The sequence below is a fragment of the Candidatus Bathyarchaeota archaeon genome (genome assembly GCA_026014685.1).
Classification (GTDB): Archaea; Thermoproteota; Bathyarchaeia; order Bathyarchaeales; family Bathycorpusculaceae; genus Bathycorpusculum.
This window is the reverse complement of the sequence record JAOZHW010000005.1, coordinates 339572-359906: the sequence shown is the minus strand read 5'-3', so window position 1 is coordinate 359906 and position 20335 is coordinate 339572. Positions and strand designations below refer to the sequence as shown.

General features: G+C 47.5%; 22 protein-coding genes. 18 read left to right on the top strand and 4 right to left on the bottom strand.

What is annotated here, in order from left to right; genetic code table 11:
* Positions 1-8: 8 nt before the first annotated feature.
* Entirely contained in the window at positions 9-431 is a 423-nt protein-coding gene (locus tag NWE96_04180) for a hypothetical protein (GenBank protein MCW3983174.1), read from the bottom strand.
* A 242-nt stretch (positions 432-673) separates the two neighbouring features.
* Between NWE96_04180 and ftsZ the strand changes: the two genes are divergently transcribed.
* The 3 genes from ftsZ (at position 674) to NWE96_04165 (ending at position 2687) form a co-directional block, all read left to right on the top strand.
* Positions 674-1753: a cell division protein FtsZ gene (gene ftsZ, locus NWE96_04175; GenBank protein ID MCW3983173.1), complete on the top strand. Its 1080-nt coding sequence runs from the start codon at positions 674-676 to the stop codon at positions 1751-1753.
* Positions 1754-2103: 350 nt separating this feature from the next.
* On the top strand, positions 2104-2466 hold the full coding sequence (locus NWE96_04170) for a hypothetical protein (GenBank protein ID MCW3983172.1): 363 nt from the start codon (positions 2104-2106) through the stop codon (positions 2464-2466).
* Positions 2463-2687: a hypothetical protein gene (locus NWE96_04165; protein MCW3983171.1), complete on the top strand. Its 225-nt coding sequence runs from the start codon at positions 2463-2465 to the stop codon at positions 2685-2687. The genes NWE96_04170 and NWE96_04165 overlap by 4 nt, the downstream gene beginning before the upstream one ends.
* 176 nt (positions 2688-2863) lie before the next feature.
* Here the strand turns inward: NWE96_04165 and NWE96_04160 are convergent, their stop codons facing one another.
* Positions 2864-4096, bottom strand: a complete 1233-nt coding sequence (locus NWE96_04160; protein MCW3983170.1) for a hypothetical protein — start codon at positions 4094-4096, stop codon at positions 2864-2866.
* Between the two features lie 1314 nt (positions 4097-5410).
* Here NWE96_04160 and NWE96_04155 point away from each other — a divergent pair.
* The 3 genes from NWE96_04155 (at position 5411) to NWE96_04145 (ending at position 7785) form a co-directional block, all read left to right on the top strand.
* On the top strand, positions 5411-7381 hold the full coding sequence (locus NWE96_04155; protein MCW3983169.1) for a hypothetical protein: 1971 nt from the start codon (positions 5411-5413) through the stop codon (positions 7379-7381).
* A gap of 14 nt (positions 7382-7395) precedes the next feature.
* Entirely contained in the window at positions 7396-7521 is a 126-nt protein-coding gene (locus NWE96_04150; GenBank protein MCW3983168.1) for a hypothetical protein, read from the top strand.
* A 75-nt stretch (positions 7522-7596) separates the two neighbouring features.
* The gene (locus NWE96_04145; GenBank protein ID MCW3983167.1) at positions 7597-7785 is read left to right on the top strand and encodes a hypothetical protein; all 189 of its coding nucleotides are present in this window, start codon (positions 7597-7599) and stop codon (positions 7783-7785) included.
* Between the two features lie 134 nt (positions 7786-7919).
* Here the strand turns inward: NWE96_04145 and NWE96_04140 are convergent, their stop codons facing one another.
* The gene (locus tag NWE96_04140) at positions 7920-8144 is read right to left on the bottom strand and encodes a hypothetical protein (GenBank protein MCW3983166.1); all 225 of its coding nucleotides are present in this window, start codon (positions 8142-8144) and stop codon (positions 7920-7922) included.
* 228 nt (positions 8145-8372) lie between these two features.
* Between NWE96_04140 and NWE96_04135 the strand changes: the two genes are divergently transcribed.
* The 11 genes from NWE96_04135 to NWE96_04085 all read left to right on the top strand — a co-directional run bounded on the left by NWE96_04135 (position 8373) and on the right by NWE96_04085 (position 18520).
* Positions 8373-9029 (top strand): Snf7 family protein, encoded by a 657-nt coding sequence (locus NWE96_04135; GenBank protein MCW3983165.1) that lies wholly within the window; start codon positions 8373-8375, stop codon positions 9027-9029.
* Between the two features lie 23 nt (positions 9030-9052).
* On the top strand, positions 9053-9781 hold the full coding sequence (locus tag NWE96_04130) for a CdvA-like protein (GenBank protein ID MCW3983164.1): 729 nt from the start codon (positions 9053-9055) through the stop codon (positions 9779-9781).
* Between the two features lie 25 nt (positions 9782-9806).
* Positions 9807-10730 (top strand): Snf7 family protein, encoded by a 924-nt coding sequence (locus NWE96_04125; GenBank protein ID MCW3983163.1) that lies wholly within the window; start codon positions 9807-9809, stop codon positions 10728-10730.
* 30 nt (positions 10731-10760) lie between these two features.
* A complete protein-coding gene (locus tag NWE96_04120) occupies positions 10761-11945 on the top strand; it encodes an AAA family ATPase (protein ID MCW3983162.1) in 1185 nt (394 codons plus the stop codon).
* Between the two features lie 234 nt (positions 11946-12179).
* Positions 12180-12344, top strand: a complete 165-nt coding sequence (locus tag NWE96_04115; GenBank protein MCW3983161.1) for a 30S ribosomal protein S30e — start codon at positions 12180-12182, stop codon at positions 12342-12344.
* Positions 12345-12426: 82 nt separating this feature from the next.
* Positions 12427-14022 (top strand): tRNA uridine(34) 5-carboxymethylaminomethyl modification radical SAM/GNAT enzyme Elp3, encoded by a 1596-nt coding sequence (locus NWE96_04110; GenBank protein MCW3983160.1) that lies wholly within the window; start codon positions 12427-12429, stop codon positions 14020-14022.
* Positions 14019-15365 (top strand): Glu-tRNA(Gln) amidotransferase subunit GatD, encoded by a 1347-nt coding sequence (gene gatD / locus NWE96_04105; GenBank protein MCW3983159.1) that lies wholly within the window; start codon positions 14019-14021, stop codon positions 15363-15365. Before NWE96_04110 ends, gatD begins: the two co-directional genes overlap by 4 nt.
* The gene (gene gatE, locus NWE96_04100; GenBank protein ID MCW3983158.1) at positions 15366-17273 is read left to right on the top strand and encodes a Glu-tRNA(Gln) amidotransferase subunit GatE; all 1908 of its coding nucleotides are present in this window, start codon (positions 15366-15368) and stop codon (positions 17271-17273) included.
* A 75-nt stretch (positions 17274-17348) separates the two neighbouring features.
* Positions 17349-17819, top strand: coding sequence for a hypothetical protein (locus tag NWE96_04095; protein ID MCW3983157.1), 471 nt, complete (start codon positions 17349-17351; stop codon positions 17817-17819).
* A gap of 69 nt (positions 17820-17888) precedes the next feature.
* Positions 17889-18146, top strand: a complete 258-nt coding sequence (locus NWE96_04090) for a hypothetical protein (protein ID MCW3983156.1) — start codon at positions 17889-17891, stop codon at positions 18144-18146.
* Between the two features lie 125 nt (positions 18147-18271).
* Positions 18272-18520 (top strand): ribonucleoprotein, encoded by a 249-nt coding sequence (locus tag NWE96_04085; GenBank protein MCW3983155.1) that lies wholly within the window; start codon positions 18272-18274, stop codon positions 18518-18520.
* Here the strand turns inward: NWE96_04085 and NWE96_04080 are convergent.
* Positions 18517-19416, bottom strand: coding sequence for a serine/threonine protein kinase (locus tag NWE96_04080; GenBank protein MCW3983154.1), 900 nt, complete (start codon positions 19414-19416; stop codon positions 18517-18519). The two genes, NWE96_04085 and NWE96_04080, sit on opposite strands and share 4 nt — an antisense overlap.
* A 152-nt stretch (positions 19417-19568) precedes the next feature.
* Between NWE96_04080 and NWE96_04075 the strand changes: the two genes are divergently transcribed.
* A complete protein-coding gene (locus NWE96_04075) occupies positions 19569-20279 on the top strand; it encodes an RDD family protein (protein ID MCW3983153.1) in 711 nt (236 codons plus the stop codon).
* Positions 20280-20335 lie beyond the last annotated feature (56 nt).

The following is a 20335-nucleotide window of genomic DNA, read 5'->3' as shown; positions in this document are numbered from 1 at the left end:
GCAGCGGTTTAGCTGATGTAGCGGATGGGGTCTTTTTTCTGAGGTTGCCGTTTGGCTGGTTGACTGCTTGTTTGGTCTTGGTTGCCCCAGGTTAATAGCCATTTGTTTTCGTCGCCTGAGGGGTCGCGGAACATGGTTATCTGTGAGCATTCGGCGTCTTTGACTTCTTTATAGTTCGCCATCAAACTCTTCAGCAAGTCATCAGACCAGTTACACACAATCGAGGCTTCACTGCCCTGCCGATTCACCGCCACCAGATGCAGAAAATAGTCGCCAACAGAGATATCCTTCACTGGGCAGGACTCATCGGTTTTCTGCATGATTTCTATGGTGTGGACTCTAAAGTTTCCTTCTTTCTCCTTTATGACTAAGTGGACGCCTTTGCCCACAAAGTTTTGCATAAATTTCTTCATCAGTGTAAGCTTTCTCATTTAGAGGGTTGCCTCGGCTTTTGTTTAACTAAAGTAGTATATAAGGTATATTGCTAAACAGGAAAATGGTGGGGTTGTAGTTCTAACCTGCGGTTTTTCGGCTCAAACTTGTCTTTTTTGGGTTGTTTGATGTATTTGTGTTGTACATTGAATGTGTCGTAAACATTAATACAATATATTTATATATTGTATATTGTCTCTCAAGATATAACTAAACAATTATTGAGGGGTAAGAAGTAAAAATGGAACAACCACAAGAAGAAACTCAATTCGAAGAAACTCCCTATAGGGAAACACAAGAAGAAAAAATCATGAAATACGCAAGGATGGCTGCACCAACAGTTGTCGCTGTCGGTTTAGGTGGTGCCGGATGCAACGTCATTAGCTGGGCAAAAGAAAAAGGAATCACCGGCGGAAAACTCATCGCAGTCAACACTGACGCTACACACCTCATGATAACCAAAGCAGACAAAAGAATCCTCATCGGTGAAAAACTCACCCGCGGTCTAGGAAGCGGTGGATACGCTGAAGTCGGTGAGAAAGCACTCTACGAAAACGCCAACGAAGTCGTCTACGAATTGTCAAAGTCAAACATCATCTTCATGGTCGCTGGCTTAGGTGGTGGTACCGGTACAGGCTCCATCGTCGGCTTAGCAGATGTTTTACGCAAAAAATTCGCAGGCAACCCCATGGCGCCCTTGATCGTAGGTGTAGTTACTCTTCCGTTCGAAGTTGAAACCGCCAGAATGGCCTCTGCCAAACGTGGCTTAAACCGTTTGAAAGCCTCATGTGACTCCGTAGTCGTAATCGACAACAACAGGCTAGTTAAAGTTGCAGGTAACTTGCCTTTCCGTGAAGCCCTCGGTGTAGCAAACACCACCGTCGGTAAATTCGTTAAAGGAGTAACTGAAACCATCACCACAGCAAGCCTCATCAACCTCGACTACGCAGACCTCAAAGCAATCATGACTGGCTCAGGTTTAGCATCCATCGGCATCGGCGAAGGCACAGGCGAGACACGTGTTGAAACTGCAGTAGAAAAAGCACTTAACGGACGCCTCTTAGACATTGAAGACGTAACTAAAGCTCAAGGCTTACTGATCCACGTATCTGGTGGTGAAGATTTGACCTTAAGCGAAGTTAACCGCGCAGCTGAAATCATGAAACGCAGCTTGCCACCCAACGTAAAGATCATCTGGGGCGCAAGAGTTGACAAAGAACTAAAAGGCGCAGTTTCAGTCATGGCGGTCGTCACAGGCGTAGAAAGTGCATTCCTGCGCAAAAACGAGAAGCACCTCGGCCCAATCAAATTCAAATTCTAAACAGGGCTTCTCAACAACCCTTTCTTTCTTTTTTATTCTAACCTAACCAGGCATCCTCTAAGTTACAGGCATCACAAACTCTTGTAGGTGTTCCCCCCTCTCCCCCCTTTTTTTGGGGGGCTAACACTTCTTAAGGTGACCTTTAGTTTGGTTGCTCTCAAAAGAAGCCCCCTCCCTTGTATATAGAACAATTGACGCCAATGCGGCTTGAGTGCAATATGTGGTGTGGGTGCTCCGAAAAGTTTTGCTGATTCAATAAGTATTTTACAATAAGCATTACTGAATAATGCATTTTCAACATGAAAATAGTTTAAATTCATAAAAAACATTAATCCAGCAGGTGCCTCCGTTTGGATCTCAGAAAAATCCTCGCCTCCTCCGTACGCCAAAACACCCTAAGAACCCTCTCCGAGAAGCGAGAACTCCAAGTCATGCAGCTAGTCAGCGCAGTGGGCAGCACCTACAACGAACTCAACCGCAACCTAGCAATTTTGGAGAAAGAAGGCATCATAATCAACGAGTACCCCCATCAAGGTGCGGCGTGGAAAAGTGCGCATTATTCGGCTAAACAAAAACAACCCAAAAACCATAATTCTAATCCAAGTCCTAAAAACACTCGAACAACAAAACCCTGCAGTCTGCAGTGTTTCAGAAACACATCGCCCCCTTTAACAGCAAACTCAACAATTTTTCCAGTGAGGACTAACCAGTGAACATAGAGCCACCCAAAGCATCACCACCAAAAATCAAACGCGCAGGACCAAAAACCGTTTTCCAATACACCCACAGCTACTTTTGGTTTTCAAGACAGGAAAACGGCCCACGCTTTGAAACCGCCCCCTTCAGCGGAGTTTTTGATGCCTCAGCGCCATGTTCCTGGAACCTCACACTAACTGTTAATGCCGACACCAATGGAGGTGACAGCACCCCATGAAAGTAGTTGACCTGCCCCCAATGCGGCACCTCAATAATACAGAGCCGATGTGAAGACTGTCGAAAACGCAAAATACGCAGCTACAAATGCCAAAAATGCGGAACAAACATACCCAACCCAGAATATTGTGGCTTCCCATAGAAGCTTGGCAGTATGCATGCTTCACCTTAAAGGTGTTAGAAGGTAATTTTTCTCTTCCTTTTTTGTGCATAAATTATTATTGCTATGACTATTATGACCGCGATTATCGCTATTGTCCATGAAATCACAGCCGGCATTCGCGAGTTGGTTGCTTGGTCAAGCGGAGTCACCGTAGTATACATTAAGTATGTCGGTAAATAATTCCCGTTTACAGGTCCTGGATAGCTTATATGTGGATTGCCCTGCGTATCTACTGCAATTGTTCCCGGTCCTGTCGCGTTGCTATTAGTTATAGTTTGAATGTTCCAAATATTGTCTACAAGCTTAGCATAAATTAAATCGCCCTGTCGAGCAGAAGACGTCGAAGGAACAAAGTAACAGATATGAGGGTCATTTTGCTGGTCTAAAATAAAATTGCCTCCTCGTGAACCTGGCTCAATATCTGAAGCGATAATCTGCGTTTCCCAAGTAGATCCATGACAGCTTTTATACGCTAATTTTGCTAAAGTATTATTCCCGATATGAACTTGTTCAAAATAAGTAAAGTGTGGGTAGCCATCAGTACCCAAAGATAGGTGTCCAATTCTGGCGTTATTTACGACAGTTTGGTAATTCCAACTTCCGTTCTCGTTCCATACGGCATATCTAATAGCCTCTGTACTTTCATAGGCTCCTTCAACATATAATATGTGCGGTTTGTTATTCGAGTCCAATGCTAAACAAGGCCCAAAAATATTGCCTGCCGTCTTTAGGGTTTGGATGCTCCAATTCAAGTCTGTTAAAATGGCATACTTCAAATCCCGACCGTCAGTATAGGCTACGTGGGGTTTTTCGATTGAGTCTAAAGCAAGAGAGCCTTCAAACCCTTTTACATCTACAATTTGACTGCTCCAGTTTACACCCGTAAATGTTGCATATTTTAACCCAACCCCTGGGTTAGTATCTTTGTATAATATATGTGGGGTATTTTTGGAATCAAGTACGAAGTCGACAGCAATTCCTCCTCTAATGACAGTTTCTACTTTCCAAGCTGAGCCATTCCAGCTTTTGTACAATATATTAGTTTCAGGATAATTTTCATTATAAACAGAATAGACTATATGCGGGTCACTTTTTGAGTCAATGGCAATAAGTCCACCATTTAAATAAGCAGAGTTAACGTCTAAAATTTGAACGGACCACATTTGGCTGTCTGCATTTGCCACCGGAAAAGTGGAAATAAGCACAATCATAATGAATAAAAGGGAGCCGTAGGTCTTAGTTTTCATTTTAACCCCCTTCTCTTTAGAGCAATCACCATTATATTGTTCCTGATACTCAAGCTTTTCCGGTATTTCAGAAATATCTCGCCTGCCTTATACCCAGAGATCACTAATCTCTATCAGGAGATAAAAAAAATGACCTGTACTAAAGTAAGCACTGATGCAAGTGCTTTTCAATTTGACCCTGTAAACTTCAAAAAAACTAACTATGCATGTGATAGAAACCCAAATAATCCATACAGATACATTGATGGACGGGGGGTTACTTACTGGGGCGGATATCCATATTGTGGGTTGAACTCCGGAAGAACCTACATAATACCGCCGCAAGATCATATAGACATACAATTCACTTGTACTGTTCCTCGATGCCACACAAAACAGGATGTATGTAATCTTTTGTTCAATGCAAACGCAAACAATCCGAACGGAGAGCAAGTTAGACTCGACTATTATACAAACGATCCAAATTTAACAACCCCCGGAAGCTGTTTTCTTAGCGGGACAGGAAATGGTGGTTGGCAGTGCATTGATCTTGCAAATACTGGCAGATACAACGACGACGAGAGAAACATTTTTTCAATATACAACAGAAGTCAGACTCATAGCGTAACTATTAGTAATTTCCAAATACAACGAGTTTACGTGATGGGTAGCACTGAATGTGATGCAAGTGGATATTGTAATGATACTAATACCTGTAATGACCCAACTCAGCCTCGTTATATTGTCAAATCTGGAAGTAATACTGATAATTCTGGCGATTTCTTCGGTCGTCTGGACTACCCGTGCAATCTTCAAGAACACGAAATAGGTGGAATATACTTTTGTGGTTCACGAAGCTATAGTTTCTACCAAAACCCAGAGCTCCACAATCAAACAATACCTAAAAACGGCGGCTGCTTCCAATGGAACATCGATTGGACATCATTTAGTCAATATAACTATGTTGGACCAGAAACATGTCTCTTCAATTTCAACCAAATAGCTATCGTTCCAAATCAAAACCCCACTACAACCGATCTTGAACTTCAACTATGGGTTAACGGCACTCATTGCACCGATTATCACATAAGTAGCATTCCAGAAGGCGGATTTGCACCAAGTTTCAACCTAGTTAATTGTCCAGCCTATGATGATGACGGATACAACGAAGTGGTTCTAGTAAACAATAGCGATTATGACGTCATAATGCTAGATCCGGCAATCAACGTTTACCGTACATATAGAACTGAAAGCATTTGCGGCACGCCCCCTACCACTACCTATACTATCTATGATAGTTCTAGTGAAGGTGGTTCTATTAATCCTTACAATTATGTGACCGTTAATGAAGGGGCAACTCCAAGCTTTAGTGTTGATGCCTATGATTGCTATGTGATTTCTGACATCAACGTTGGCGGTACCCATATACAAGCCGGAGGCCAACACTACACCTACACATACCCAGCTGTTTATAGCGACAGTACCATTACCGCTACATTTACTCTTGGGGCGGCAGATCATTCCCCCATACACCTCATGACACCACTCACCAGCAGCATAGGAATCGCAGTAGATGGAACTGGCTATACGGTAACTAACCTTGGAAACGTAGCTGCCTGCGTAACCTCCAATGAACCGCACAGCTTCTATGCCACAGTAAATTCAATGGATCCCTATTTTGGTTCTCCTCCTGATTATACCTGCCACTTCGACCACTGGGAACTCAGAAACAGCAGCAACCAACTTATCGGCACCTCAACAACCAATCCAATGACCTACACACCTACAGCAACAACATATCTCACAGCCCACTACACAGCCGGCGCCGCTTCAACTTATAGCCTATCGGCTTCTGCAAGTTCAGGTGGCACAATAATTCCCAACGGAACCCTCGAAGTTGCAGGGAGCAGTACTGCAATGGTTTTGATGAAGCCAAACAGCGGCTACCACCTCGCCGACCTGACATGCAATGGCAACTCAGTAATGGGCAGTGTTTCAAACAATCAATACTCTGCTACCAACATCGGTTCCAACTTGACGTTCTATGCAAGCTTCTCTAACCAGTGTACATTGACGACAGGCATTGGGAGCGGTCAGGGTTCAGTGTCACCATCATCCGGTCTGTACGATAACGGAGCGAATGTGACCTTATCAGCAACCCCTGCTAGCGGTTACCGATTTGATCATTGGACAGTCGTTAACGCCTCCGGAAGCAATTCCTACACAACAGCTACAACAAATGTAACCATTACCAGTGACACAACAGCAACAGCATACTTCATCAGACAATACACCATAACCATAAACCACGGCACCGGCGGAACCACATCACCAGGAACACAAGTAGTGGATACAGGCACAACTGTACATATTGTTGCAACACCAAATACTGGATACGTTTTCAATAAATTGAACATTGCAGGAACCGACTACTACCTCTACAGTCAACGTGACGTAACTGTAACAAGCGACATAACATGCACTGCGTACTTCACTCAACAGTTCTCGTGGTCATGCACCACTTCAAATGCAAACCAAGGAACAGTCTCAAGCAACACCGCAAATGGATACGTAGCACCAAACACTCACATAACTATGGATGCAACACCAGCCGCAGGGTATCACTTCGCCTATTGGCTGGCAAATGAACAAGTCTATGACTACAACCAACACGAAGAATTCAACATCGCAGCGGACGTTTCCATGGTAGCTTACTTTGCAGTCAATACATACACCGTATCGACGAGTGCAACGGCAGATGTTGCCATTACAGGGTCGCAAACGGTGAATGGTGGAACAAGTCCAGTTGTTTCATGGCAATGTGCGGATGATTATGGATCTTACTATTGCTACATCACAGAAGTAATCGTTGATGGCGCTTCTCATAATCCAACAGAATACGGTTCGGCAAATGCAGGTTCAATAACATTCAACACCATCCAGTCCGCTCATAGCGTTGTCGTACATTCAGCTCCATACTACTATCCGGTGACATTTAACGTGTATGCCCACAATGACTACTGTGGTGACATGTTAGTTAACTCGACAGAATACCGTGTCGCATGGGAAGAACGTGATGGTCCCAACTATTGTCATGGCTCTGATTTGCACGGTGGTGGTCCAGTGTCTCAATACGTTGACTACTCTATCAATGATCCATGGGGCTGGGGCACTGACTACTTCAGCTATGCATATATTCCCAATTGGGGCGGAGGTAGCGAACAATGGTGCTACAGCATTCCATTTGACGTATGGACCTTCGTTTGGGGCAACACAGTCAACATCTACTATAATTGGCAAGGATGATAGAGGTGAACGGTATGTCTTCAAACGCATCTGCTAAACCTCAACCAGCAGCACCCACTTTCCCAGCAAACTTTGTGCCTCCTGCATCCAAACCCTACATCTACAACCCTGCAACCAATACATACACAAAAGTGGGATAGACTCCCTCTTCCTTTCTTTTCCTAAACTAAAATTAGGTTAGGGCAATCCAAAAAACAAAAAGGTGGTGATTGAATATGTCCCAAGTAAAGAATGCAGTTGTTCCTCCAGCTTTCCGTCAGCCTCCGCTATTAGGACAGCAGATTGGTGTTTTGCATCTGCGTATTAGTGATTTGGCAACTCAGCTTAACACGGTTATGAAGGCGATGGCTGAGGAGAATGAAGCTCTGAGGAAGGAAAACGCTGAACTAAAAGCAAAGCAGTAACTATAGACAAGTCAAAGCTTGCTTTTTCTTTTTTTTATGTTGCCGCCGTTTTCTGATAGAACCAGTATTTTCTGGTATCTTAATAGCTGCTAGGTTGTCTGGTTTTGGGTGTAAAGAAAGGGGCGGGGGTTTGTTTAATAGTGTTCTTTTTTGCCTGTCATGTATGCCCAGACGCTGACGAGCGCAACTGTTAGGCATGCACCAGCAAACCCTGAGATGAGGTAGTTTGTTACTCCGCCAAGCAGCGGTAGAACGGTTACAAGCCAGGGGATGACTACTGAGGCAGTGAGTTGTGCTATGACGCCTGCGACGAAACCCAGCAGGGCAATTACGCCGAATACTTTTAGTCTACTGTTCATTTATTTTCACCTTTTGTTAGTGGATTGGTCGGCGGTTCTTTTTAGGCTAACTAACATGTATGTGTATAAACCAGATGGCGCAGGCATCAGCTTTAACTCGTTTATTGCTAGAACAATGGACAATTACAAAGTACATATATCCCTACATATATACGTGCATATTTCCATCATATTAACAATGGTTAACTCACTTTTCAGCACTTTACGCATCACAGAGGTAATTACTAAATGTCAGAAAGATTCGCTAAAAAGTGGGAAAGTAAACGGGAAGATGAGCCCTTCGCAAACCGCATTAAAGACGCAGTAAAACCACCAGGACCCCTAAAACCAAGACTTGACTTCGCGGTCAGACGCATCGAACTCCAAGTCCAAAAACTAGACCAAGCAACCGAAAGATTCAGCCAACGCGACAAAGCAATCTTTGCCCGCATCGTCGACGCATACACAAAACACGACAGTGCACGCGCAAACGTCTTCGCAAACGAACTAGCCGAAGTCAGAAAGATGTCAAAATTAATCATGAACGCAAAACTCGCATTAGAACAAATCACCTTACGCTTACGAACAGTATCAGAATTAGGCGACGTAGTTTCAACACTCGGCCCAGCAGTCGGTGTTCTACGCAGCGTCCGATCAGGATTAACAAGCGTATTTCCAGAAGCAGAAAGTGAACTTGGCGAAATCGGCAACATGCTAAGCGGCATCATGATCGAAGCAGGCCAAGGCAGCGGCATGACACTCAACTTCGACACAGTAAACGAAGACGCATCAAAGATTCTCACCGAAGCAGCAACCGTTGCAGAGCAGAAGATAAAAGACAAGTTCCCAGACCTACCACCGGGAATGCCAGCATCCCCTGCTTCTCAAGCAGATAAAACATTCTAAAGATAAGGAGGACAAAACACAAAATGTCTAACTCCAATCTTTTTCTTTCTATCGGTAAACCCATTAAAAACGAGTACGGCCGAATAATCGGTAAAGTTGCGTCTTTCGCTCTTTCACCCAACGGCAAATTCGAAGCCGTGTACGTCGAGTTTGGTGACGGCCAATTCTCAAAGCAGCCCATGGAAAGCTTACGGTTTAATGGCGCTGAAATCACATTCCTCTCTAAAATTAAGTCACAAGCAGGCACACTCTGCGACCAAATTCCCCTCATATGGCGCAAAGATGAGGCACTAAAAGACCTTGTGGACAAAAAGAAAATCACCCCTGACATCTACCAAGATCTCCACAGCAGCTTCGATAACGTGCTTACTCAACTCAAAAAGGAAGCCCAAGTAATCATCGATGAGTCAGCCATAGAAATCGAACGTTGCAACGAAGAAATCTCTTCACTCAGCTACGCCATAGCTAACTTAGAGATCGAGCATGAAATCGGCAAGGTTGACGAGGAAAGCTACAAAGCAGCCTTCAGTTTACTGCAGGAAACTCTGCGTCGTGCAACTTCAGAGAAAACGGACTACGAATTGACTAAGAGCAAACTCTCCAGTGTGCTTCTAGGCGAGCAATCACAACTGCCACCCAAACCAGTCACCAACAAAGTCTACGCAGAAACAGTTAACAGCACAACCACCACCAAGCTGCCTGAGCCTCCTGTCGTCGTCTACGTGAAAGAAATCGGCAAAGCAGGCATCTAACCAAGGAAAATACACGAAAAGGAGTATGGAGGGGGAAAACAGAAAAATGGGCTTTGGAAACTCAAACCCTCCACCTATTCGTGAAGTCGCCACTAAATCTATCTGTACCCTAAAAATTCAACAGAACAAGCTTGAGCAGGCTAGTTTTCGCTTAAAAGAGCGAGACCGCATTCTTTTTGAAACCTGTATGGGCGCGCTAAAGAAGAACAACAAAGAAAAAGCCGCCATATGCGCCACTGAGATTGCAGAAGTGCGCAAACTAGTAAAATTCCTCTACAACGTCCAATTAGCTATTGAACGTGTAATCATGCGCCTTGAAACCATAAAAGAACTCGGCGACATAGTCGCTGATCTTAGACCTGCATTGAATCTGCTTCAAGGCGTTTCACAAGAACTATTCCAAGTGCTACCCGACGTAAGCACTGAATTAAACAACGTTAACTCAGCAATACAGGATACCCTCCAACAGACAAAGCTTACTGCAGACGAAAACATCGTTGGCGTGGGCAAAAAAACCGCTGCTGGAGAAGAAATCCTAAAAGAAGTCTCCTGTTTCATGGAGCAGAAACTTGCTGAAACATTGCCTGAGCCTCCCAGCGCAGCAGAGGTTAGAGAGAAAGTTTCCACCCCCATCCGCGAGATGGTTGCCTTAACGGCGAGTTCGTCGCAGGTTTTCGGTCAGAAGACTCGTGAAACCACGGGATTTGACCCAGAAAAAACCTTGTTCTCATACAAGAAATCCGAGATTAAAGAGTTCTCGGTTAAAGTTGAGAAGCCAACTCCAAACCTCGAAGAGGTACTCTTGGAGTATGTCCGTAAAACTAACGGTGAAATAGATTTAGGAAAATGCTCCTCTGAGCTCAAAACCTCAAACGAAGCCATAGAGCGTGCCCTAGAAAACTTGGGGACACAAGGCAAGATCAAGATAGAATTACGTTCACCTGAATAAAAAAAGGAGAAAGGAGAGAAAAAAATCAAGATGAGCGCGTCAAACGAGTTGGAACGAGCGGCAACAGCCTATGCGCTGGATGCTGTACGACTGGATAAGCAGGGGCAAAAAGGCAGAGCCATAACACTCTACCAAAAAGCAATCGAGAGCCTTCTGCAGCTGGTTCAACTTTACCCCGAATACGGATTGAACAAAGTTTACGTTCAAAGAGCAATCGCCTACCAAGAACGCATCAAAGCTCTGCAAGGTTCAGTTTCGCCTACTGAAATGAATCAAGCAGCAAACGAAGAAGCAGAAGGCGGCGGAGGAGGAGCAACCATGGAAGGAAACGGTAGTCTATCTAAACCTAATGAAGAACTCGTAGTCACAGAAAAACCCAAAGTTAACTGGGGCGAAGTCGTCGGCCTAGAAGTCGCCAAAAAAGCGGTGAAAGAAGCCATCGTTTACCCTGTGCAGCGACCAGACCTGTTCCCACTCGGCTGGCCACGGGGTATCCTGCTGTTTGGTCCCCCTGGCTGCGGTAAAACCTTGCTAGCGGCGGCGGTTGCAACAGAGATCGACGCCAACTTCTACTCGATCGATGCAGCGTCAATCATGTCTAAATGGCTCGGCGAGGCAGAGCAGAATGTGGCTAAACTCTTCGGTTCAGCCCGAAAGTCTGCAACTGAAGGTAAACCAGCCATCGTCTTTGTGGACGAGTTAGATTCACTGATGGGTAATCACAGCAACGAGGTCGGTGGAGAAATCCGCGTTAAAAACCAGTTCCTTAAAGAAATGGACGGCATAGTTGACAAGGGCAAAGCGCTTCACGTGTACGTGATCGGTGCAACCAACAAGCCCTGGGACCTCGACTGGGCATTCATACGCCGCTTCCAGAAACGCATCTTGGTACCATTGGCAGATCATTCAACCAGACTTAACATGCTAAAGCATTACACTGAGACGCTACAGATCGCCTCAGACGTTGACCTGCAAGAACTCGCGCGGTTATCTGAGGGCTTCAGCGGCAGCGACATACGCGACGTTTGCCAATCAGCGCAGCTTAAACTCATCGGCGAATTCTTCGAGACAGGTCAAGCTATGAACAAAGAAGCAAAACCGCGTCCGTTAACCATGGCTGACTTCCGACAGATACTCGAAGAACGTAAACCAAGCGTGTCACTGGACATGCTGACCAGCTACAACCGATGGTTCGACGCCTTCAAGGCGCTATAGTCACGGAGGGCAACAAGAAACAAAGAATGGGTTGGGTGGAAAGGCTTGGAGAACGATAATTTTTGCACGCTCTCCCTTCTCCCCCTCAAACTATCTCCGGGCCCCACAAACCCTAAACCAACCCAGTCTTTGAAGCTTGCGCCCCTCCATGTGCACTCTTTTTCTATTCTGCCCTTTTCTGTAGCTAAAGGTTTAAGTGTGACATCCATGCTTATTGTGGAAAAGGTGTAAAATATGCCAACTCACGGATCACTCTCAAAAGCCGGGAAAGTAAGGAACCAAACCCCCAAAATCCAGGCTCAAGAAAGGACTGCTCCAAGCCCAAAAAACCGCAGCAGACGCAACTACGAGAAACGTGTGATTCTGCAGCGGAAAGCGGGCCAAAACTGGATGTCCTAAACTGCCCGTTCTCCCTTTTATACGGTGCTTTTAGCTAGTTTACTTTATTTATTTGTAGATTAACCTTTATTCGGCTTTAACTTTGACTGATACGGCAATTCGCGAAATCATCGATACGCTTCTTTCTATGCCTTCCCCTACACGTGATGATGTCAATCGCTTAAAAATCCGAACCGCAGGCAAATACCATTTAGATAAGGTGCCATCCAGCGCAGACATAATAGCGCAGTTAACCCCCGAAGAATCCAAGGTGCTTTTGCCGCTGTTGAAACGCAAAACCACACGCACCATCAGCGGCGTAACAGTCGTTGCCACCATGACTAAGCCCTATCCATGTCCTCAGCCAGAGCCCTGCGCCTACTGTCCCGGCGGTCCCTCCATTGGTTCACCGCAAAGCTACACAGGCCACGAGCCCGCAGCAATGCGCGGCGCCCAGAACAGCTTCGACCCCTATAGCCAAGTGATGAGCCGAATCGAGCAGTTAACCCAAATCGGTCACAAAGTCGACAAAATTGAGTTAATCGTGATGGGGGGCACTTTTCCTGCTACTCCTCCCGAATATCAAACGTGGTTTATTCAGCGTTGCCTCGATGCAGTGACGGGCAAAACCTCGGCAAGCCTCGAAGAGGCTAAGGCGAACGCGGAAGTCAGCGCAACCCGCAACGTCGGCATAACCGTCGAGACTCGTCCTGACTGGGCAAAGCAACCCCACATCGACGCCATGCTAGACATGGGTGTAACCCGCATCGAGCTGGGCGTGCAGAACCCCGACGACCAAATCTACCGTTTAGTGGGCAGAACTCACACCGTAGCCGACGTGGTTGAGGCAACTCGTATTGCTAAGGACGCGGGGCTAAAAATCGTCTATCACCTGATGCCTGGGATGCCTGGCTCCAACCCCCCGAAGGATGTTGAAGCATTCAAGCGGGTCTTTACTGACGCCGCCTTTAAGCCTGACATGATAAAAATCTATCCTTGCCTCGCCATAGAAGGCACAAAAGCACATGAATGGTACAAGCAAGGCACATACACACCTTACACAACCGAGCAGGCAGCAGAAGTCATAGCTGAAATCAAACGGTTCATCCCTAAATGGGTGCGGGTGATGCGTGTCCAACGCGACATTCCCGCTCAGCTGATTTTGGCAGGAGTCAAGAAGAGCAACCTTCGCGAACTTGCACAGCAAAAACTTGTCGAACACGGGTTCCGCTGTCAATGCATTCGCTGCCGCGAGGTGGGGCACCGCTTGCAGGTTGATCATGTGAAGCCTGACTTGAAGAAAATCCAAATCCTCACCCAGCAGTACGAAGCTTCAGAGGGTACCGAAGTCTTCATCTCCGCCGAAGACCCCCAAAACAACGTACTCTTGGGTTACCTGAGACTGAGAATTCCCTCGACTAAAGCGCATCGCCCCGAAATCACCGAAGCGCCTTCGGCAATTGTTCGTGAACTGCATGTTTACGGGCCGCTTGTTCCTGTTGGCAAGCGGCCAGACGGTGAATGGCAGCACCGTGGCTACGGAAAAGAACTACTGGCTGAAGCCGAGCGGATTGCACGGGTCGAGTTTGGGCGGGAAAAGCTTTTAGTCATTAGTGCGTTAGGAACAAGACGATACTACATGCGACTGGGTTACCAGCGTGATGGAGTTTACGTTTCAAAGAGGCTAAAGACAGCATGAGTGAACTTGAAGGTTCAGGCTACAAAGGCAAAGCGCTCCAACTGCTAAAGCAAGCGGATTGCAGCGTTGGCGACATATTAAAAATCACAAGCAAAGGCAAAACCTACGAGGGCATCCTGATTCCCCGTTTCGGCGAAGGCGCAGCCATCATCATAAAGATGAAGAGCGGCTACAACATCGGCATCGAAGCCACCGCAGACATCAAAGTGGACAAAATCGGGAAAGGCACCGCGCCCAAATTCGAGGCGCCACCGTTGCCCAAACAGAACCCCGCATTGCCCCACGTCGTTATCATGAGTACAGGCGGAACCATCGCCAGCCGAGTTGACTACCGCACAGGTGCAGTCCGCAGCGCCATGTCCGCAAGCGACCTCTACGGTGTCGTGCCCGAACTCGCCGACATCGCCCGCGTAGACACAGAAATCGTCTACAGCATCTACAGCGAGAACCTCACTCCACAGAACTGGACTGAACTTGCCCAAACCGTCGCCAAACGCATCGAACAAGGCGTAGACGGCGTAGTCATCGCACACGGCACTGACACGATGGCTTACACTTCGGCGGCGCTGAGTTTTGCGTTGCAGAACCTGCCTGTCCCAGTTATTCTCGTCGGCGCCCAACGCTCTTCTGACCGTCCCAGCAGTGACGCCGCAACCAACCTCATCGGCGCAGTCAAAGCTGCAGGCGAAGCACCGTTTGCGGAGGTCGGTTTAGCCATGCACGAATCCGTCTCAGATACCGCAACAGTCATACATCGAGGTACAAAGGTGCGCAAGTGCCATACCAGCCGCCGAGACACTTTCAAATCCATAAATGGGTTCCCAATCGCCAAAGTCCAAGACCTAAAAGTAACAATGAACGATGATAATTACCAGAAACGTGACCCCCAACGTAAATTGCTCCTCAAACCAAACTTCTGTGACAAAGTGGCGCTTGTCAAATTCTACCCTGGACTCGACCCAGCCGTAATCGACTTCTACGTTGACAAGGGCTTCCGGGGCATCCTGCTTGAAGGCTCAGGGCTTGGGCATGTGAGCAAATTCTGCTTTGACGCCATCAAACGCGCCACCGCCAAAGGCGTCGTAGTGGCGCTTGCCTCCCAGTGCATTTGGGGAAGAGTGGACATGAACGTCTACGACACAGGAAGAGACTTGCTTTCCTTCGGCGTTGTGCCATTGGAGGATATGTTCCCCGAAACTGGTTTAGTGAAGCTCATGTGGGCGCTTGGACAAACCAGCGATCCCAAAGAAGCCACCGCGTTACTGAAAGCTAACGTAGCAGGCGAATACTCGCCTCGGACGCTTCCACAAGAAGAGAAACTATCCTGCGAGGGAGGTAACTAAATGTCCAAAACTCCAATTGACTACGCAAAAGTGGGTTTAAAATGCGGCTTAGAAATCCATCAGCAATTAAACGTAAACAGCAAACTCTTCTGCAGCTGCCCCCCACTCTTATTCAAGGAGGACCCCGAAATCACTTTCCTCCGCAGGCTGAGACCGACCCAGAGCGAACTGGGCCAAGTTGACCCCGCAGCCTACTTTGAATTCCAGAAGGGCGTGAAAATCCTCTACGAAGCCAACCGCCAAAGTAGCTGCCTCGTAGAAATGGATGAGGAACCCCCACACCCAATCAACTTGGATGCGGTGAAGGTTGTTTTGACGGCTTCACTTATGATGAACATGCAACCCGTTGACGAAGTTCACGTTATGCGTAAAACCGTCATAGACGGCAGCAACACCACGGGCTTCCAGCGCACCTGTACCATCGCCCTAGACGGCTGGATTAAAGTTGGCGAAAAAACCATTCCTATGCAGGCAGCTTTCCTTGAGGAGGATGCAGCCCGCAAAACAGGCACACAGGACGAGGGTAAAACCATCCGCTACCGCATCGACCGCCTCGGCATCCCATTAATCGAAGTGGCCACAGCACCCGTAATCTACTCGCCACAGGAGGCCCAGGAAGTTGCGTTTGCCATCGGCAGAATTCTGCGTGATACAGGCAAAGTTATGCGTGGTTTAGGCACCATTCGACAGGACCTAAACGTATCCATACCCAACGGTGCACTCATAGAAATCAAAGGTGTACAGGAACTCGAATTGATTTCAACCGTCGTGGAGTACGAGGTCAAGCGGCAGTTGGGTTTAATCGAGATAAAAGAGGAACTTGCTAAACGAGGCATAACTCCCGAATCGCTAAAACCCGAATTCGTCGATGTGACCCGTTTGTTCAAGGATACCAAGAGCAAAGTCATCCGCAAAGCAGTGGACAAGAAACAGACCGTCTTAGCCGTCAAACTCGCAGGCTTTGCAGGCTTAACTGGACGCGAACTCATGCCTGGCTTCCGTTTAGGCAGCGAACTGTCAGATTACGCCAAATTCTGGGGCAGAGTGGGCGGCATATTCCACACCGACGAAGTCTTGGCAAACTACGGCATCACACCAGAAGAGGTAAAAGCCTTGCGGGAAGCAGTTGGCGCCAGCGAAGGCGACGCCGTGGTCTTCGTAGCCGACACCGCCGAAAACACCCACGACGCCCTAAAAGCTGTAGTTGACCGTGCACAAGTCGCCTGCAAATGTATCCCGCAGGAGACACGCACAGCCAAAGACGACGGCACCACACGTTACATGCGACCCCGCCCCGGAGCAGCTCGCATGTACCCTGAAACCGACATACCTCCTCAGCCAATCACCAAGGCGCTCGTAGCGCAAATCAAAGCCAACCTGCCTGAGCCAGCTGACAAGAAACTCGCTCGCCTCATCAAACAGTACAGCCTAAACGAGAAACTCGCCAAGCAACTCATCGACTCCGAATACATCGCCATATTCGAGGAAACCGCCAAAACCAGCGGCACACAAGCCTCAACAATCGCAGCCTTCCTAACCGAAACCGTGAAGTCGCTCAAACGTGATGGGGTTCCCACCGAGAACGTCACCGACGAACAAATAGCCGCGATCTTTGGGGCAGTGGGCGCAGGTGAACTTGCTAAAGAAGCAATTTCAGGCGTTTTCAGTTGGTTTGCTCGAAATGAGGGCAAGTCGCTGGCTGACGCAACATGCGCTTTAGGATTAAAGATGTTGACTGAAGAGGATTTGGCGCCGATCATCGACCGCATCGTCTCCGCCAACAAAGCCCAAATTGACAAACTCGGCAAAAACGCCTTCGGAATGCTGATGGGCGCGGCGATGAAGGAAGTCAGGGGCAAATGCAACCCTGAACTCGTCAACAAGCTGCTGCGTGAACGGCTAAAATAGCCCTTCTTCTTTGCCGTAAACCTGTCATAAATCCTAAAAAGCCAAAACACCCATATACCCCACTGAGGCACCGCCATGAAACGCATAGAAGCCCGAATAAAAACAGGATTCGGCGAAGTCGTAATCGAAGGTGAAACCCCCCAGGAAATCCTTGACATGCTCGCCAGCATGCCTGAAAACTTTACTGAGAAACTCTCCGACTTCGTTGCCAACCGTTTAACTCCCTCTGGTGCACAGCTAAAAGGCATCGTTGAACCCACCACGGAAGGGCCCGTCATAGTCACACGGGAAAACCTGACCCATTACGAATCCGTCGGGCTGGTGCTGTATGCCTCAGACGACAGGCGGAACACGGCGGCGCAGGTGCAGAAGCTGCTTGAATCCAGCGGCATAAAAGTCATGGTTCCAGCCCGCTTAAACGAGATGACCAAACGGGGGCAAGTTTTCAAGCCTGACCCCAACAAACCCGACTTCAAACTCACCATGCAAGGCGAGAAATGGGTTGAGGATGAAGTGCTCACTAAGCTTCGGGGTAAGATGGCTTAAGCAGCTTACCGCTGTTTCCTAAAGACATATTACTATGATGCAACAACCTACATTTTTAGAGGAGATATGATGAGTTTTCTTCCACTATTGATGGCGTTCGTCTACTCGGTTCTCGACAGTTTAGGGCTCGGCGGCTTAGACCTGACGTTTCTGATAATACTGGTCATCATCGGCTTAATAATAATCGTGCTAATCAAGCTCTTCTTAGTGCTTATCCCCGCAATCCTCGTAGCCATAGTGGTTTGGTTCCTCACAGGCGGCGACCTTTTCTGGACAGGCATAGCTTTCCTCGTAGTTGCGGCGCTGTCGGTTCTGGCTAAACTGTAGATCCTATCCTCTTTTTTCTTTACCCACCAAGTTTTTGTTTATCCATAGGTTACTTGGTTTTCATAAGCCTTTTATATTTGGTAGCGGGTTGTTGCATAATAAACGGAATGGTCAGTGACTAACATATGTCGATGATGGAACCAAGTAAAAAACCACTAAACGTTCTCATAAAACAGTTGCACGGCAACATCCAAGTTGTTCTCAAAAGCGGCTACGAATACAAGGGTAAAATGATTAAATGCGACGGACACATGAACATACTCTTGGAAGGCGCTACCGAATGCAAAGAAGACCAACTTATGACCAACTACGGTAACGTGCTTCTCCGAGGAAACAACATACTCTACATTATCTTAGACGCAAACAAGCACTAAACGGGCAAGCGTTTCGCTTCCCCAACCACATATGCAACGGCATCTTTTAGCGCTAATTCTATGTTGAATTTTCGGCTAAAAACAGTAAGCACATTCTTCAAATCCCGCTCCAGCAACTCGGCAGCGTTGGCGTGGTCAGTTTTAACTGCTTGAGGCCAGTCGATTATCAAAACATGCCCATCGGGTTGCAGGATGATGTTGTATTCGCTCAAGTCCGCGTGGATGATGTGGGCTTCTGTGTAGGCTTTTTTGACGTTCTGTAAGATTTCGCGCAGAACTTTTTCCCCTTCGCCTATGTCTTTGTATTTGGATAGTTCCCCGCCTTCAATCATGCCCATGGCGATCACGTGGCGGTTGTGGCTAAGCGGCTCAGGCACCGAGACGCCGTGTTGGTAGACCAGTTTCATGGCTTGAAACTCTTTTTCCGCCGCCAGATGCGACTGGAACAGCCACGTGGAGTGTTCGCGGATGTAGCCGCGTTTTCGTCGGGTTTGGCGGAAGCTGATGCGTCCTAGGCGGTGGAATTTGACGGCTATGCGGTTGCCGCTGGGGCTAAGCGCGTCGTAGACGTCTGCTTCTTTGCCGACTCCCAGCGAATGCCCAAACGAGGAAATGACTCCTGCTTTGACCAGTGCGTTTATGGCTAAGCAGTCGTAACCTGCATAGTTTAGTGTGTGTCCTGTGTAGGCGCCTCTGGTTTGGTAGATTAAGCCGAGTTTGTTGAGTTTGCCCAGTGTGTAGGTGATGCGGTCGAGGGGGACTTTGGAGTACTTGTGGATTTGTTCTGTGGGTACGAATTCACGTTTAGCCATGGCGGCTTCGATTATATGGAGCACTCGGAAGTCTTCGCTTTCTAACTCTCGGAAAACCTTGACGGCTACCTCAGCGCTTGACATGTATGAATCCTTTAATAGGCTGTTTTGTCTAGGTTAGAGTTAGCTTAAGATTAAAGGGTTTTTTAGAGTTTGGCTTATATTGGAGTAAACCCAATTATGGGCATAAGCGTGCAAAAAGAAAGGAAAAATCAGTGAACCGTAGGTTTTAGGGTATGGCGGTCAATCAGGACAACGTCTCTAAAGTCCTCTCAGTTCTATCCCACCCGCTGAGAAGAGACATACTGTTGGACTTAAGCAACAACGGCGAGTCGTCTTTCACAGACTTGCTTAACCTGCTTAAGGTCGATACTGGGAAGCTCAGCTTCCACCTCCGTGCCCTATCGCCCTTCATCGAGCAGACGCCCAGCGGCAAATACAAGCTTAGCCGCGCAGGGGAAAGTGCCGTCCGAGTTATCCACGACGTGGAGGGCTGGGCGGAAGCCGCTGATGTGCAGGGCAAAGCCAGTTCGCTGCCGCTTTCCAGTTTTAGGAAACGGGCAAGCGCGTTTCTCATCGATTTCGCTTTGATCTTCGCCATTACTTTAGCGATTACGCTTCTGCCCCAGTTGCTTTCGTTGTCTGAGATTAGCCTCGGCGCCGAAATCAGCACCATAATCTTCATCACCACCGGGTTGCTGTGGCTGTACTCCACGTTGCTTGAGGGCTTTAACGGGCAAAGCATCGGCAAACGCGTCATCGGTCTAAAAGTGGTTCGCACCGACGGCAAAAAAATGAGCTATGACCACGCGGCTGTGCGCAACTTTGGCAAAGTGCTGCCGCTGTTGCCTTTTGATTTGCTGATTGGGTGGCGGATTAAGAATCAGGCGTTTATGCGTTACTTTGACAAGTTCGCTGGCACCACCGTGATTGACCTGCGCTCCTAAAGTTTCCTGTGTTTTTTGGAGATAATTCTTATTTGCCCCGCCAGCAATAGCCTTGC